14 protein-coding genes are annotated in these 16178 nt (G+C 67.4%); 7 read left to right on the top strand and 7 right to left on the bottom strand.

Going from position 1 to position 16178, the window contains the following annotated elements:
- Positions 1 to 21: 21 nt before the first annotated feature.
- Complete coding sequence (locus tag D9C15_RS23510; RefSeq protein WP_205854884.1) at positions 22 to 2088, bottom strand: ParB/RepB/Spo0J family partition protein; 2067 nt, start codon at positions 2086 to 2088, stop codon at positions 22 to 24.
- A gap of 213 nt (positions 2089 to 2301) precedes the next feature.
- Complete coding sequence (locus D9C15_RS23505) at positions 2302 to 2760, bottom strand: helix-turn-helix domain-containing protein (RefSeq protein WP_128000913.1); 459 nt, start codon at positions 2758 to 2760, stop codon at positions 2302 to 2304.
- Between the two features lie 356 nt (positions 2761 to 3116).
- Here D9C15_RS23505 and D9C15_RS23500 point away from each other — a divergent pair, with 356 nt between their 5' ends.
- Positions 3117 to 4142, top strand: coding sequence for an IS30 family transposase (locus D9C15_RS23500; RefSeq protein WP_128000912.1), 1026 nt, complete (start codon positions 3117 to 3119; stop codon positions 4140 to 4142).
- 883 nt (positions 4143 to 5025) lie between these two features.
- Here D9C15_RS23500 and D9C15_RS23495 read toward each other — a convergent pair.
- Together D9C15_RS23495 and D9C15_RS23490 are read right to left on the bottom strand one after the other, a co-directional pair.
- Positions 5026 to 6993, bottom strand: coding sequence for a hypothetical protein (locus D9C15_RS23495; protein ID WP_128000911.1), 1968 nt, complete (start codon positions 6991 to 6993; stop codon positions 5026 to 5028).
- 10 nt (positions 6994 to 7003) lie between these two features.
- The gene (locus tag D9C15_RS23490; protein WP_128000910.1) at positions 7004 to 7249 is read right to left on the bottom strand and encodes a hypothetical protein; all 246 of its coding nucleotides are present in this window, start codon (positions 7247 to 7249) and stop codon (positions 7004 to 7006) included.
- Between the two features lie 877 nt (positions 7250 to 8126).
- On the opposite strand from D9C15_RS23490, the gene D9C15_RS23485 reads away from it, so the two are divergent.
- The 3 genes from D9C15_RS23485 to D9C15_RS23475 all read left to right on the top strand — a co-directional run bounded on the left by D9C15_RS23485 (position 8127) and on the right by D9C15_RS23475 (position 10042).
- Positions 8127 to 8339 (top strand): hypothetical protein, encoded by a 213-nt coding sequence (locus tag D9C15_RS23485; RefSeq protein ID WP_128000909.1) that lies wholly within the window; start codon positions 8127 to 8129, stop codon positions 8337 to 8339.
- A gap of 214 nt (positions 8340 to 8553) precedes the next feature.
- Positions 8554 to 9198: a hypothetical protein gene (locus tag D9C15_RS23480; protein WP_128000908.1), complete on the top strand. Its 645-nt coding sequence runs from the start codon at positions 8554 to 8556 to the stop codon at positions 9196 to 9198.
- A 172-nt stretch (positions 9199 to 9370) separates the two neighbouring features.
- Entirely contained in the window at positions 9371 to 10042 is a 672-nt protein-coding gene (locus D9C15_RS23475; RefSeq protein ID WP_128000907.1) for a hypothetical protein, read from the top strand.
- Between the two features lie 132 nt (positions 10043 to 10174).
- Here the strand turns inward: D9C15_RS23475 and D9C15_RS23470 are convergent, their stop codons facing one another.
- Positions 10175 to 10387: a hypothetical protein gene (locus tag D9C15_RS23470; RefSeq protein ID WP_128000906.1), complete on the bottom strand. Its 213-nt coding sequence runs from the start codon at positions 10385 to 10387 to the stop codon at positions 10175 to 10177.
- A gap of 637 nt (positions 10388 to 11024) precedes the next feature.
- Here D9C15_RS23470 and radC point away from each other — a divergent pair.
- From radC to D9C15_RS23455, 3 genes are all read left to right on the top strand, one after another.
- A complete protein-coding gene (gene radC / locus D9C15_RS23465; protein WP_128001097.1) occupies positions 11025 to 11570 on the top strand; it encodes a RadC family protein in 546 nt (181 codons plus the stop codon).
- Between the two features lie 313 nt (positions 11571 to 11883).
- The gene (locus tag D9C15_RS23460; protein WP_128000905.1) at positions 11884 to 12192 is read left to right on the top strand and encodes a DUF5983 family protein; all 309 of its coding nucleotides are present in this window, start codon (positions 11884 to 11886) and stop codon (positions 12190 to 12192) included.
- Positions 12189 to 12500 (top strand): hypothetical protein, encoded by a 312-nt coding sequence (locus D9C15_RS23455; RefSeq protein ID WP_128000904.1) that lies wholly within the window; start codon positions 12189 to 12191, stop codon positions 12498 to 12500. The genes D9C15_RS23460 and D9C15_RS23455 overlap by 4 nt, the downstream gene beginning before the upstream one ends.
- Positions 12501 to 12789: 289 nt before the next feature.
- Here D9C15_RS23455 and D9C15_RS23450 read toward each other — a convergent pair whose 3' ends face one another.
- Both D9C15_RS23450 and D9C15_RS23445 read right to left on the bottom strand, forming a co-directional pair.
- A complete protein-coding gene (locus D9C15_RS23450; RefSeq protein ID WP_240668556.1) occupies positions 12790 to 15012 on the bottom strand; it encodes a helix-turn-helix domain-containing protein in 2223 nt (740 codons plus the stop codon).
- A 34-nt stretch (positions 15013 to 15046) separates the two neighbouring features.
- Positions 15047 to 16084 carry an alcohol dehydrogenase catalytic domain-containing protein gene (locus D9C15_RS23445; protein WP_128000903.1) on the bottom strand — a complete coding sequence of 346 codons (1038 nt, stop codon included), beginning with the start codon at positions 16082 to 16084 and terminating at the stop codon, positions 15047 to 15049.
- Positions 16085 to 16178: the final 94 nt, after the last annotated feature.

Here is a 16178-nt window from a genome sequence, read left to right as displayed (position 1 = left end):
CGCTCTGCGCCGGCCCCGCGTTCAGGCGCAGGCGGGCGCCTCGGTCCGGGCAGAATCGTTGGCGTCGACCTCCTCGCCACCCGTCGCCGGGGCATCGGCGTGCGGCTGCATGCGCAGGCAATCGGGCAACCAGCCACGCCCGGCGAGCAGTTGTTCGGCCTGCGCCACCGCGGCATCCTTCTTCAGCGTCGCGAGCGGACCTGCCGCCTTGGCGCCGGCCACGGCGTGCACCACCTCGACCACCCTCGTCTTGGACACGTGCTGAAGGTAGGCCTCCCCCGTCGCCGACCACCATCGCGTCATGTCGAGGCCGAGGGCGCGGGCCAGACCGTCATTGACCGGTCGGCCGGCGTCGGTGCCGGTGATGCCGTTCACGGTGGACGCGACCAGAAAGGTCAGCAGCCGCTGCACCGTCTGCGGCGGCTGCCGCAGCATCCAGTCGAACACCGCGTCGGGTTCCTTGGGCAGGTTCGCAATCCAGGCGGCGCGGTCGGCTTCGATGCGCTGGGCCGCCGGGCTTGCCTCGATGTCCTCGGCCGCGCCCCGCAGTTCGTGCTGGTTGCCGGTCGCGCTGATCGCCAGCAGGTTGGGCAGTCGGTAGGCGCCATGGAGCGGGTCGGCCAGCAGCTTCAGTGTCAGGTGGGTTGTCAGTGCCGCCAGCGCAACCTCGGGTCGGTCCAGCAGTTCGGCCTGGATCGCGGCGACACGGTGGGCCGTGAGGCGGCGCATGAGCTTCTCGGAGTGCACGGGCCGTGCCGTGGCGCCGGCTGCCGATGGAAGCGACTGCAGGGCCGGGAGCCCCGAGCCGCGCGCAGCCTCCGCGTCGCCTTCCGAGCCGCGTCCACCGGCCGACTTCTGTTCGGCAGCCTTGGTGATGGCCTGCGCCAGATCGGCCCGATCCTCGGGACGGATGAGCCCTGCCTTGATCGCGGCACGGCCGTCCGCGCCCACATGCAGCACGCACCCGGAGAGCGCCATCCAGGCCACGGGCCATTCGGTCAGCGCTTCCAGTCTCGCCTTGCGCTCTTCCTCCAGCCCATCGGCCTCGGACTCCAGGGCGAGGAAGGCACGGTCGCGCGACGCGTCGTCCTCGTCGGCGGCGTCGTTCGCCTCGCTGGCGCCGCTGACGCCCTCGCCGGCATCGCCATCGCCGTCGCGGTCCACCAGCGCGTCCATCTGCTCGTGCAGGGCAGCGATGCGCGTGTCCAGCGCCTTCAGCGCCTCGGCTTCCTCGGGCGTCGGAGCGCGGCGGGGCTTGCGCAGCTCGCCGTGCTTGACGTACTCGTCGTAGGCGAAGCGCGGACGGATGTCGACCCACTTCCAGCCTTCAGACAGGAGTTGCTTCGCGCGCTTGCCCAGCTTGTCGGCGGCGAGGCGGTCCAGCAGGGCCGGGTCCAGCAGGTAGGCCTTGCGATCGTCGTCGCTGAACAGGTCGCGGCGCAGTGGTCCGCCGGCCTTCTCGTAGGCCTTGACGGTGACGAACCGGGCCAGCGGGTCGGCGTCCGACTCGATCTCGCCCCGGGTCAGCAACTGCCGCAGATGCTCCGGGCGCTGGTTCCAGCTCGGCAGACCGGCCCAGGCCTGCTCCTGGCGCTGGTGATCGTCGACCGAGGCCAGCACCATGAGGCAGTCCAGGCCGATGCCGCCTTCGCGGTACAGAGCCATCAACTGGGGCGAGACGATGGCGAGCTTCATGCGCCGCTTGACGATGAGCGGCGTCACGCCGAAGGCTGCGGCCACGTCCTCGACGGACTTGCCCTGCGCGAGCAGTCTGGCGAAGGCGGCGAACTCGTCGGCCGGGTGCATCGGCACGTGGAAGCAGTTCTCTGCAAGGCTCGCAATGAGCGCTTTGTCGGCCGGCACGACGAGCACCGGCACGGGGTAGTTGTCGGCGATGTCGCCCTGCTGCACGAGCAGCGTGAGCGCGGCGAGCCGCCGCCCCCCGGCGCAGACCTCGTAGCGCCCGCGCGCCGCTTGGACGACGACAAGGTTCTGCAGCACGCCACTGTCCTTGATCGACGCGGCCAGTTCCGGCAGCGACAGCGCGGGCGTCGTGGCACTGCGGGCCTGGTGGTCCTCGGACAGCACCAGCTTGCTGAAGGGAACGAAGGTGCGAGGGGACGCCTCGATGATGGCGTCGACCTCGGCTTTGGAGAATTTCATGAGGGACTCCTGATCGGTTGCATGGCAGGCCGGCGGCCCACCATGCAGTCAGGATCCCATTGAGCCCATGCACTTCAAGGGTGACGAGGAGCGCTCGCCGATGGTCCGGTCAGGACGCCGGACCGCGCATCGGCTCGCCTACGACTGCTCGCCCGACTTCAGGGCTGCCAACCGCTCCACCACCTCGCGCTTGCCGACCCCGCGCAAGGCAGCGATGGCCGCGAGGTTCTTACCTCTGGGGCGTGCCTTGCCCTGCTCCCAGGCATAAACGCTCTGTCCGGATGCGCCGACGAGCAACCCGAAATCCGCAGCCGACAAGCCCAGGCGCTTGCGATTGCTAGCCATACCGGAGGCTCGGAACCGGAATCTGTCGGCGCCGTCCGCTTCCTCGACCGCAGGTGGTGATGGCGGCCGAGCGGGCGCGGCGCGCGCGGACTGCCGCACGGACCGTTCCAGCTCGCTGACTCTGCGCTTCAACGCGGCGCTTTCCGCGCGCGCTGCCGCGAGCGCCTTCCTGATCGAATCGATCTCGCTGCGCAACTCCTTGCGAGCCAGACGAACGATCTCGGCCTTGAGCACGGATGCAATGTTGGGCATACGAGGATTGTGCCAAGGGCCCGAGGAAGGGCGGGAACAGTGCTGTCCGGGTGGAAGCCGGCCGGAGCCATGTCGCACTTCAAAGAGCGACCGCTTTGTGGCGTTCAAGTCAGCGAGGCCGCTGTCCCTGGACGACCCTTGGCGGACATCGAGTTGCACCCGGGCAAACGCGCGACCTCAGTCAACTCGCGGCGCATTGCAGCCGTTCACCGCGCTCCGAACCTTGGTCTTGGACTCCACCGCCCCCGGCCGGGATTTCGGCCCGGCGGCCGACTCCCTTTCTTTGCTGGTGCAAAGAAAGGAAGGGCAGCCTCAAGTTTGAACTGCAACACCTCGTCCCCAGATGAGGTGTTCGAATGGAACAGAGCAAGAGTTATCGGCAGTTGACGCAGGACGAGCGTGTGGCGGTGGCGGGGATGCGACTGCAGCAGCTTGGGGTACGGCGGATCGCGCGTGAGTTGGGGCGATCACCCTCGACGATCAGTCGCGAACTGCGCCGCAACGGCAAGCCTCGGGTGGGCTATCGCAGCGACGAAGCGCAGCGCGCGAGTCAAGCCCGCAGGCGCAAGGCGCGACCGGCACGCAAGCTCGACGCCCAGGGAGATCTATGGCTGGAGGTGCTCACGTTGCTGGAGCAGCTCTGGTCGCCGCAGCAGATTGCCGCCACACTTAAGCAGATGCATCCGGGCAAGGTGCGCCAGCAGGTGTCGCACGAGACGATTTACACGGCCATCTACGCGCAGCCGCGGGGTGAACTACGCCGGCAGCTCATCGCGTGCCTGCGCCAAGGCAAGGGCACGCGGCGCCCGCGCAGCGGTGGAGCCGACCGCCGGGGACGGCTGTCGGAGATGGTCAGCATCCACCTTCGACCACCCGAAGTCCAAGACCGCACCATGCCTGGGCATTGGGAAGGAGATCTCTTGCGAGGCGCGGGCAACCAATCGGCAGTGGGTGTGCTCTACGAGCGAGCCAGCCGGGTGGTCCTGTTGGCCAAGCTGGCCGACGCCACGGCCGACTCCGCTCTGGCGGGATTCACCTACAAGCTCAACTCGATTGCCGCGCCGATGCGCAAGACCCTGACCTATGACCAGGGCAAGGAGATGGCGCACCACCGGCAACTGGCCGCCGCGACGGGCATCCGCGTGTACTTCTGCGACCCGCACAGCCCATGGCAGCGAGCCGGTTGCGAGAACATCAACGGCCTGCTGCGGCAGTACCTGCCCAAGGGGGCGGACCTGTCCAGCTACAGCCAAGACCAGCTCGACGCCATCGCCGACAGCCTCAACACCCGGCCGCGCGCCACGCTGGACTGGGACGTGCCCATACGCGTGTACGCGCGCTTGCTCGCTCAGGCGCAGCAGCCCAGCGGTGCCGTTCACTGAAAGCCCGCGCGGCTGCTCGCCTCGCGCGCTCGTGTCAAGGCTGGCCGCAAGGCCACCCGCCAGGGCTTGGCCTCGACACGAGTGCACGAGGCCTACGCTGAGCGTCAGCGGGCAGGACATGCATTCGATGTCCTGCCCGCTGACGACAGAGGGCGACTCGCTCCCTTCCCGCTCGGCGGGAAGGGCGGGGGGATGGGTGCTGTCTGTCAAGCTGCCAGGACCGCGATCGAGCTATCCTCTCGCTTCCTGAGGTGTTGCACTTCGGACTTGAGACCGCCAAGCAAAGAAAGCACCTTCAACTCCAACACCCACGGCTCGTCGGGTGCGTTTCGCTCGCTGCGCTCGAGCCGGTGGTGACCCGATGCTCTCGCAAAGGGTTGCTCGACAGTCCACGACTTTTCACCGACGAGGCGAGCCGTGGCCTGGTCACGCTGGACCACCCGCCATCGGCATGCCGCCGCTCGTGCGCATGGGCGGCGGCTGGTGGTCCAGCGTGACGCCGCCCGCGTTCCTGTGTCGGTGAAAAGTCGTGGACTGTCGAGCGAGGCTTCGCGAGAGCATCGAGTGACAGCCGCACCGAGCGCCAGCGAGCGATCGGCACCCGACGAGCCGTGGGTGTTGGAGTTGAAGGTGCTTTCTTGGCCTACCTTCTTTGCACCAGCAAAGAAGGTAGGTCGGCCGCCGGGCCGAAACCCCGGCCGGGGGCGGTGGAACCCGAGACCCACGCTCGAGAGACGCACCAGCGAAAGGCTGCAATGCGCCGCGAGCTGACCACTCACCGAGTGGGGTGCCCAGGCCTCTCGAAGTGCCGCTCCTGGCCGGGGCCGGGTACTCGCCAAGGGCCGGTGTCCGGCCAGTGCCACCTGCCTCGGCACCTGGGAATTCAGATCACGCGACCCTTTCCGTTTGCCAGTCCACGAGCCATCGATGGAAAGAGCAAGGACAGGATGGCATCGAATCGAGCCGGCCGGAGGTACTCGGGTGCCCCCGCCTCGATCTGCCCGACGACCTCCTCGCGCCATTTGCGGAAACGTTGAACTTGCTCGGGCCTGAAGTGCCGCTCCACGTCGAAGGACTTCGCGGCAATGAGGTAGAGCGACAGCCACTGCGTGCTGTTGTCGCTGCGGGTGTTCATGATCGCGTTCAACACCTGGATCGCGCTTGACACGGCGCAGCCAACCCCGGTGTTCAACTGGATCGAAAGGATGCGAGGCACGATCGTGCGGGCAAACACACGCTCGACACCGCCCTCGAACCCATGCGCTTCAAGGGCCTCGGCTGCCAGGGCGACCTTCGCCCATTCCTCGCTGTCCTCGTCCAGGTGTTCGAGGTATCGCGGTCCTTCGGTCTTTCGGAGCCTCTCGATCCTGATGTTGGCGTCGCAGAACGCCCTGAGTGCCTGCAGGTAGCGCTCCGCCCAGAGCGAAGGGGGTGTTTCGAGCAGACGCTCACGCCGGTGTGCCCGGATGTAGGCCTGGTAGGCCAGTACCTCGGCATGTTCACGGAGCTTGTAGCGCAGCAGCGCACGTTGGGTTCGCAGCGTTGGGTGGTGCAGCCAACGCTTGCCTTCCAACCCATCCACGACCAGTCTGCGCAGACCGTCCAGGGTCAGCCGTCCCCCCATCGCACCGAGGTCGATCTCGAGCGTCGGCAGATCGAGATGCCGGACCTTTCGCAGCTTCTCCTCATCCACTTTGTGCGTCACCGCGACTTCGATCAGCACCGTCTCCGACCAGTGCGCTGGGAACTCATCGTGCTGCTCGTCCTCTTCTTCGTCATCGCCCCGTTGAACCCGGGTGGCCATGCCGCCCAGGATGCGCGGTCGAGGCTCCGCCAGGTGCCCGACAACATCCGGCACGATGCGGCCGAGGCGCCGCTCCAGTTCCACGGCCTCAAACCTGAGTTCGGCCGGCGCGCTCCACCAGAGGATCTCGACGCGATGGTCATACCAGCCGTCGCCGTACCCATCCGGTGCATCACGCTGCACGGCGGCATGCAAGCCCGGTGCTCGGATCCGCCTCGCGTCTTCTAGGATCGACTTGACGGTTCGGTGAAGCAATGTCTCCCGACGCATCGTCGCGGTCGCGTCCGGGTCCATGCCCGGCGGCAGTTGCGCCTGGAACCGCGCCTCGTCCTCGTCGGACCAGGCATCGAGCGCCTGCCGCGCCGTGTCCACAGCCTGGGTCCTCGCCTCTGTCGTCAACTCGCGATCACGCCAGTGGGAGCACCATCTTGCGGGAGGCAGCAGCCGCAGTCGCGCTCGCAGTTCGTCCACGTCCATCTCCGCCAGCGCCGGATCCGACAGATTGATCGTGATGACAGCGCGGCCTGCCTCGCCTTCGACGCGCTCGCCCGTCAAGTCCACCAGGATGGTCCTGCCATCGTCCAGCGTCAGTTCCGCCGTGGCCAGATCGACCATTCGCACATCACTGATCCGAACACGCTGCGCCGGCTTCTCCACCCATCCCTCGTAGCCCTCACCGCTGAAACCCTTCGAGACGGCGGTCACCCGCCGTCGCGGCAGGTCGATGTAGCCCAGCGACGCCAGATGGTGCGAGGCGGCAAGACGCGCCGCGACGACGACACACGCGGTTCGCGGCGTGCCGGCCACGTGGCGGAAGTGCGCCGTCGGTCGAACGCGCTGCGGCTGACCCGCCAGTACCGTCCACAACTTGCTGCCACAGCCGGGACATACGGCGCCAGCAGCCTGCGAAACGATGTCCGGGTCATGGATGTACCGGGGGGCACCCGTCGACGCGTCGCTGGCCCACTTGAGCGGCACAGGTCCCGTGGTCGCCGGGATCTGGCGATCTGAGTTCCCGGCCTGGACGTTCCACTCTGCCTTCGCCACGGTGCACGCCTCACCGAGGATGGGTGTCGCCGGCTCCCTGAGGATCGGCAACCACGACGGGGATCGGCCCGACACAGCCTGCGTGCAGCAGCCGTTCCCACTCGGCCAGGGTCAGATCAAGCTCGCGGCCACCTAGGCGCACGCGGAACACCAGCGATCGCCGCTCGACGTGGTGAACGCCAGCAGGAATGCGCAGCGGCACCCCAGCCGCCGTGGTTGCTTCGCAGTCAGTGAAGGCATAGCGCTCGACGGTCATGGACAGTGCGGAACCGGTCTGCTGGAGGTCTTGATCCACCCACTATACGAACCGACTGCCGACCTGCACGCCCTGCAAGCGGGCGGCGACGCATTCCGGGCCATCGATGTGGATGACTCGGATTCGACTGCCCGCCCAAGCGTCTGCCGAGCCGGTCGCTTGGGCGGGCATTGTCGCGAGGAGACCTCGGGTCTGTTGCCGGCCAAGTTCCCGCGTCCCATACTGGCCCGGCTTCCTGCGGACATCGCGTCTGCTCAGCCTTCATCGGTGGCTCCGGTCGCCCTGAAGTCCAGCCCAGCTGGCGTCGCAGTCGTTACCTGCCTCGTGTCCCGTCCGGCACCTCCGTGTGCCGGGCCGATTCCGATCCATTCGGATCCGAAACCCGGAACCGGCCATGACCCTGCGTCTTGGCCCCTCCTCGCATGCGCCGACCACGACCTTCGCGTCGTGACGCGCCCTGCGCTCACCAGCCTGGCCTGATCTCGATCAGAAGCCTGGCCTGACGCACGCATCTGCCCTGGCCGCGTCCTCTCGGACGCGGACCTCTGCAGCTCGCGTACGCACTTGTACGCGACGAAGCGCCTTGCCTTCCCGGCACGGCATCCCAGACGGGGAACCCCAGTTCCCCGCCAGGGATGGGCGTTCCCCTTCACCCCTGAAGGAGAACCCCCATGAGTCCCGTTCCGTGGAACCGCACTGTCGCGCCGGTGTGTGCACTGCTGGGTGGTACCGGGCTTGCCCGTGTGCCCACCCGGCGGCCTGTCGCCCTTCCGGCGCTGCTCCGGGCCCGGACCTGCACGCCCCCTGCGTCCATCCGCATGGTGTGCGAGGCCCCGGCCCCGCTGGCGTCAGCGCCCTGCTCGACGGTGTGCTGACCATGACGGTCGACACCTACCGCAGGCGCATCGCCTCGACAGCCATCGTGCTGGCCCGGGAGGATCCCCTCCTGGTCAAGGAAGTCATCGCCCGGCTCCGCGCCTCGGGCGAGATCGCGGCCGACGACCTGGTCTATCTGGACCGGATCGCCGACCGCTGGATCGGCATTGCCGAGGGCCTGCGCCAAGGCGCCGCTCGCGTGCTCACGACCTGATGGTCGCGGGCATCGAGTCGTCCGTCGCGGCACTGCCGTCGGCTCGAATTCGTGCCGATCGAGTCCTCGGGTCTCGGGGATGGTGAACCGACCGCCAGCGATGGCATCGGGACGCCATCACCCGACACCCCGTTTGCTCCGGCTTTCAGCCGTCCTCGCCATCCAACCTCCGGGAGTCACCGTCTCCCGTCGGGGCCGGGGTTCCCTCGCCTTCTTGGAGAACCCCATGAGTCATGCTTTCCCAGACAGATCCATCCAGAGCCCGTCACCACGGCGCAGCACCATCGACATCGAGGAGCAGCGCGCCTGGGTCGGCTTCTACAGACGCGTCGGCCGTGACGTCGCCCTCGCCGCCGAGGTGATGGCGCAGCTCGACGGCGACGCCGAGATGAAGCGTCGCCACCTGGCGCTGTACCTCTCCTGCAAGCAGTCGCTGCGCGTCCACAAGGCGCGCCAGGCCCGCGACAAGCGCATCGGGCAGTGGCTGCGCCTGCTGGTCCAGTGGACGCTGCAGCGACCCGCAGCCTTCGTGGGCGGCGTCACGCAGAAGGCGTACCACCGCACTGCGGACGTCCTCGACGAGGCCATTGCCGCCACACCGCCAGCCTCGCCAGCGACATCGAAGCGGGGCGCGCGCCCCGCCTCGGGCCGTGACGCCGACGGCAGGACCGAACCGGCCGCCGCGCAGGTTCGTCAGCTGCTGGGCGATGCCGAGTTCGCCGACGCGCACGCCCGCTTCCAGCACCAGGCCGGCATGTCCCCGGCGTCGCCGGTCAATGGCTCCGAAGGCGGCTCCGAGCGTGCCCCGGAACCTCCCGTCGACGGCCTCGCACCCGCCGTGCAGATCAGCCGGCGCTGATCCGAAGACCGAGCCCCGGCGCAGCCCCATCGGCTGCACCGGGTTCAGTCGCTGACGTGCCTCGTCCAAGGACTGACGTCCAGCGGCCTGTGTTGACCGGCACCCCATCCAACCGCCCGCGGGCCTGTCCCGCCAGGGCCGGTGTCCGCCCTCCCAACTTCGAGAGTTCACCATGCGAGACATCACCCTGAATCCCGAGCAACGCCTGTATGTGATCGCCACCGAATGTGGCGTGACCTGCTTCGGCTTCGACAACGCCCGCGATCATGCCCAGCAGATCGCGAAGCGGCTCGATCGTCCCGACCTGATGCCGACCGCCGATGACGCGGGCAGCCTCACCGGCTACGAGAAGTACCTCGCTGCCGTGCGTGCCTGGGGCGAGTCCGCCCAGGGCCACAGCACCTACTTCGATCCCGGCACGGACCCTCGCCTGGCGAGGGTGCTGGAGACCTGCCGCCGGGAAGGCCGCAAGGTGCGGCTGGTGCTCGGCGACACCAGCACCGGCGCGAGCTGGCTCGACGAGTTCGACGTGGTCGGCACGGTCGGCCGCTCGACCGGCCTGCTGAAGGTGCCCCTGCTCGTCGAGCCGGGCGAGGCGGCCGGCACGGCCATCCTCTGTGCGCATGTGCTGGCACTGATGGACTGGGACACCGGCCTGCCCCTGTACCGCCACCCGCGCTGGCAGCCACCGGAACTGCGCATCCGCGCCAGTGATGACGATGTCCGTCCCTGGGCCGTCGTGCTGCACGAGCAGCCCGTGGCGACCTTCGACGACATCGGCAAGGCCGGTGCATACCTCGCGTTCATGCGCGGGGCAAGCGTCGAGCCGCGCGTGTTCCGCTGAACCACCCTGTCGAACGTTCGAGGCCCTTCAGACGGCGCGATCCAGATCCACTCCAGGCCGTCACCCAGCACGCCCCCGGCCCAGCACCGGGGGCGTTCCTGTTTCCAAGGCTGCGAACGGGGCGACGGGCGCTCAGCGTCCAGTCAGGGACTGCACCTCACGCTCGATCAGCCAGTGCAGGAAGCGGGTGTCATCGGAGTGGCCCCAGTAATGGGCCTTGCACCGGCGGACGTAGGCCTGCAGGTCCGCGACGCTGCGGATGGACCCCGGCTCGATGGCTGTGATGCGGGCCAGCCGCGCCCGTTCGGGTCGGGTCAGTCGAAGCTGGTTTCCGGTGCGCAGCATGTCGGGTCGGCCTTGTCGGGAAGCCGCGCATCTTCGCGTGCCTGCGCAGGTCTGTGCACATCCACTGCGGCCCGCGACGAAGAAATTTCTGCAGTGACAGCGTAGTGCCTCTGCGGTGTCACTTTTGCAGTCTGCCCGCCAAGACATCCGCGCAGGCCGTGGCCCAGCCACAACGGCGCGGCCACGCGCAGTGCGGTCACGCGAACCGTGCCACCTCCCCGCGTACCGATGCCCGACCAAGGCACGGACCCTGGCGCCCTTTACGCGGGCAAGCGCGGCAAAGGCTCTGTCACTGGCACCACCCCGGTTGAATCCCCGGCGCCGATGGCGCAGACTTGATGGGCTCACACCCACTCCCGAGAGGAGTGTTTCCGCTGCCGACCGAACCGGCGGCAGCGGCGTCGCAGTCGTTACCTGCCTCGGATGATCATCTGAGCCACCGTGCCGGCCACGCTCCGTCGTGTGTCTGCACATCCTTCCCTTGCGGGGACACCAGTCCCCACCGGGAACGGCGTTCCCGTCTTCCTTTTCGCCACGAGAGGAGAACGCCATGAACTTCCACCCTTTCCAGGGCCTTCAAGATCTGCCGGACCTGCCCGATGCCGCCCATGCGTCTCGGGAGGCCCTGGTGGCAGAGATGCTGGGCCTGCAGGCCCACCCATTGCCAGGCCCGACGCCGGCCGCGCTGCGCGTCAGCGACCGGGAGACGCCCCACGAGGACCCGGCCACGCAGCAGCTCCTGACGCGCCGACTCGGTGTCGCCCGCGAGTTGCTGATGCGCGAGCTGCGTGACCGGATGGCGCAGGGGCCGGTGATGTCGTCGCCCCAGGTCCTTCGGGACTGGCTGCGCCTGCGCTGCGCAGGCCTGCAGCACGAGGTCTTCCTCGCGCTGTACCTGGATGCCAACCACCGGCTGATCGCCCACGAGGAGGTGTTCCGCGGCACGCTCACCCAGACCTCGGTGTACCCGCGGGAACTGGTCAAGAGCGCCCTGGCCCGCAACGCCGCCGCGATCGCGGTGGCCCACAACCACCCGAGCGGCCAGGCCGAGCCGAGCCGCGCGGACGAGTTCCTGACGCAGACGCTGAAGTCGGCGCTGGCGCTGGTGGACATCCGACTGATCGACCACTTCGTCGTCGCCGGCGACCAGTGCGTCAGCTTCGTGGAGCGCGGACTGCTCTGACGCCATGTGCGGCAGTCACGCCCTGCATGACCCAGCCGCGAGAAGGGCACCGCCTCGGCAGTGCCCTTCTCGCCGATCCCACCCCAACCAAGGATGCCCATGTCGGAGAGAAGACCCCCGACCTGCCCCTGCTGTGCCGGCCACGGCGTGCCCCTGGGCGCGCTCGGTCACCTGCATTGGTTCCGCTGCCGCGACTGCGGCATGACGTTCGCCCGCGCCGGACGATCGAAGCGCACGCCCCGTGCGCTCTCGACCAGAAAGCCAGCGGCTGAATCCCCCGCATCTCCCAGTTCATCCCGAGGAGGAAGCCACGATGCATACCCTGCCCGCCACCGGCCTGCGACAGCAGGCCGAGATGCTGGCCAGCCTGTCCCTGAAGCATCTGAGTTCGGCGACGCGCAACAAGCTCGCCGATGACGACCTGTCCGTGAACGCCTACCCGACCGACTGCGGCGGGTTCGTCTATGTCGGGGCACCGAAGTACCGCGTGCCGTCGGAGCCCGATCTGGCCATGCTGTTCGAGGTGGCCGAATCCGCCGGCGTAGCCTGGCTGATGTTTGACCGCGAGGCCGCCGTCATCGATGGCCTTCCGGTCTTCGACGCAGTGGAGCCGGGGCCGTGAGCCAGCACCTCGCGACGGCACAGCTGAACGGACGTACGGTCGAGGTCGTGGCCGGCTTCGATCGCCGCCTGGGGGACTATTTCCTCCAGGTCAACGGCAAGCGGAACACGGTGCTCTACGCCAGCTTTCAGGAGCCCCAGCGGGACTGGACCGCCATCGCGACCTTGCGTGGCAAAGTCGCCGAACTCGGGCTTCAACTGCCCAGCACGATGCTCGGCGAAGTCGAGAGCGACGGCCTGCGGCTCGCGGGCAACCGCATCGTCCGCCACGCCGCCGACGGGACGCCGGTCACGCTGATGGTCGGCTGAGGCATATAGACTTCAAATCACGGCGCCGTGCGCTCCTCCCTGCCGGGACGAGGCCGGCGCCGACTCTTTGCTCGATCAGTCAGAGAATGGGCCCGCGATCAAACAACAACCCGCCTGTGATCTGCCCAAGAACGCTCTCACCAGTGGTGAGAGTTTTTGTGCTGCCTCTGTGTGACGTGGTTAATTATGTTAACTCATTGCCCCCGTTCGGAACTCCTTTCGTCGAATGCTGCTCTGGCACGCTGCTGCCTTCAACGGGTGGTTGGGCGTCCATCCAGTTGCTTACCAACTACCTGCCGCGCCGATCCTCTGCATCGCCGGATGCTGTACCGTTGTTCAGCAGCTGGAAGACGTAAAGCGAAAGGTCCGCGACCAACCGGTCGTCGTGCGTACTGAGATCCAGGCCCGTTAAATCAGAGATTCGACCAAGCCGGTGTGCGACGGTCTTCCTGTGCACACCAAGCTTCTGCGACGCTGCTTCGTGTGAACAGTTCACGTCGAAGTAGACGCGCAGCGTCTGCAAGAAAAGGTCGCGCTGCTTCGGTTCCTCGTTCAGCAACCCACCAAGGTTCAGTTCCAGGAATCTCCGCATGCCGACATCATGGCGCAGACTCAGCAACATGCCGACTACGCCTGCACGGTCGTACACGACCGAGGCGGTCTTGCCCATCTGTCGCGAGACGTCCAGCGCGATCTGCGCCTCCCGGTATGCGATTGCGAGCGCACGGGGAACGTGGCAGCGGCTACTCCCACCCACCACAACATGGCGTCCGCTGAGACCATCGCTGATGGCTCCTGCGAGACCCTTAGCAAAGCGTTCGGCATCGCCGAGCGCTTGGTCGGAACACAACACGGCGATCGACAGGCCCTGCAATGCAATGGCGCGCACCTTCTCGCCACGTATGGCCTGAACGGAACGTGTGATCTTCTGGCGAAGGATGGAGCCCGAACTCTCCGCAGATCCCGGCACCGCGGCGCCGAGTTCGCAGAGATAGAGTCGCATCGGGCCTTCCAGATCCAGCTTGAGATCTGCCGAGCGGTCGATGGCCGCTGCACGTGCGGTTTCGTCCGCGCGCAACAAATCCCACACCGTCGCATCAATCGATTCCGATCGGGCTCGGCTTGCCGATCGCTGTTCCAGCCGCTGCAAGGCAGCGATGACCGCAACTTGCGAGAGTGTCAGCTCAATGAGCTCCAAGCGCTGCCCGTCATCGAGCGTTCCGAGGATCCAGGCCACCGCCTCGCCCTCGACGAAGATCGGTTGGGCTCGCCAGGACATGCCGTCCTGAGTCACCGACAACCCTGCGGTGGCGACTCCTCGCGCGATGGCAGCAGCGGCCGCGCCAGCAACCAGTTCATGGGCGCGGTCACTGCCGCTCCATGACAACAGCGTACCGTCCCGGTCGATGACGGCGACGTCCGTCTTTAGCGTCGTCGCCGCCGTCGACACGATGGTGTTCAATCCGGCCCCTTGGAGCAACAGCAGCATCAGTGTCTGCGTGAGGCTCGACACGCTGCGCACGACGTCGTACCGCTGGTTGAGCGCCTCGTGCGCACGCCCCAGCTCCTCGACCATGCGGCGTTGCCCAGCGTAGAGCTCCGCATTCTCGATGGCGATGGATGTCAGGTTCGCCAGTGCCGTCAGCCTGGTTGTGTCCTGGGGTGTGAACGTCGAAGGTCGCCGCCGCCAAACTTCCAGCACGCCGATGATGTCGTCGCGTCCGAGCAGAGGGGCCGCCAGCGCCGAGCGAACGAGTTCGGCCTCGGCCAGATGGAAGAAATCGCGACTGATCGACTCGCTGGTTACATAGTCCTCGACCGAGGCTGGTGTGCGGTGCGCCAGGACGAGCCCCGCCAACCCCTGCCCGGGCCCCATCTGCAGGTTCGCCGTTTCCGGGGAGCGGTTACCGACGCAGCGGCGCATGACGATCCTGTCGTCCTGCCGCAGCAGAACGCCGCAGATGTCCGCCGACAGCAATTGCTTGGCCTCCTGCGTGATGAGCAGCAGGATCTCGCTCAGGTCGTGGCTCTTGAGCATGCGGGTGGCGACCCGCTGCAGCGCCTGCACCTCGTCGAGGTTCTGGACCGCAATCCGTTGGCGCTCGCAGGTCTGTAGCGCAAGCGCGAAGAACTTGCAGAACACGCCGAGCGACTCGGAGGCTTCGATCGTGACGGGATCCCCCTCAATCAGCAGAGCGAGCGCGCCGGGGGCAACCGGGACAAACACGCCCTTCCCCACCCGCAGCGGTGCTTCGCACGTCTCGAGTCCTCCGGGAAGATCCAGACCCGGTGTTTCGTTAACATGTTCCAGCGTTGACGGCGCATACCAGGCGCCGCCGGTGCGAAGAATGACGCGCGCGCGGGCGGCGGGGACCAGTTCGGCAACGGCCCGTTCTGCCTCCGCGAGCAGGAGGTCGTACTGCCCACGGGCCGCTGCAGTCGCAATCGGCTCGAGAACGCCCGTCAGTGCGCCCGGCATCAGCGTTGGCTCGGAGGTGAATCGACTTCCCATGCCCCCGAGTCTGCGCCGTCGTGCGCGCGCCGGATCATGGGGTCATCACTGCTTTCATGCGCTGCTGCCTTGCGAGCAGGTCGTAAAGGCTAGGCGCATCAGTCAGGCGGCCGCGGGCATCCACCACCACGGTCGGATCTAGGGCTCCGCTGGTGACCAAGCGCAGCAGCTTGCGACGCAGGCGAATGCTGTCGCCGATCGCGAAGCTGAGTGTCAGCTCGTCCCTGAACGCGCGGCCGACCGGAAAGGCCCAGCTTTCTGCCACGTGCGCGCCCACGGATACGACGCGTCCGCGCGCGCGCGCCAGCGACATCGCGAAGTCGAGTGTGCCATTGCCGCCGACCGCCTCAACGACGACCTCGGCACCGTCGCCATCCGTCAGTTTCCGCACCAGCGCCGCGGCGTCGTCCGGGTGCACGGCGATGGATCCCTGGGCATTCGCGAACGCCCTGCGCGTTTCGTTGGGTTCGACCAGCACGACAACCCCCGCACCGGCCACCTGCGCCGACAATGCGGCGAGCTGGCCAACAGCGCCGCCGCCGATGACTACGACGAAGTCCCCCGCTTGGGTGCTGGCGCGCTCGATCGCGACCCAGCCGGTGGCGAGGTTGTCGCCCATTAGCAAGGCTGCTTCCGGTGGACACTGTTCCGGCAAATGGCCCAGCGTCTGGTCGGCAAACGGCACCCGGACGTACTCCGCCTGCGCTCCGGAGATGCTGGGGCCAAATGCGGTGCCGGTGCCGAAGAAGGCACGCTCAGTGCACTGCCAGTGTTCGGCTCGATCGCACCAGCGGCACTGGCCGCAGGCAGTGAAGTCGGAAGACATCACCTTGTCGCCCAAGCGAATTCGGTGAACTGCACGACCTGCTTCCACGACCTCGCCAACGAATTCGTGTCCAACCACCGCACCCGGCGTGATACCCGCGAAGTCGCCTTTCACTACATGCAAGTCCGTGCCACAGATGCCGGCGTGCGTGACCTTCACGATAGCATCAGTCGCCTCCGCAACATGCGGTTCTGGGACGTCGCTGACTTCGACGTGCCCGGGGCTCTTGTAGACGACAGCTCGCATGGGAATTGTGTTCGACGCTGTGTGTTCGCGCTGGCCCCGGCGATTCGAAAACGCCGGGTTTCATTGTGGCTCAGGGGCCTCAGAACGCCTTCAG

It is taken from the genome of Piscinibacter defluvii (assembly GCF_004011805.1).
Lineage (GTDB): Bacteria > Pseudomonadota > Gammaproteobacteria > Burkholderiales > Burkholderiaceae_C > Piscinibacter > Piscinibacter defluvii.
This window is presented reverse-complemented; position numbering and strand designations above follow the sequence as displayed.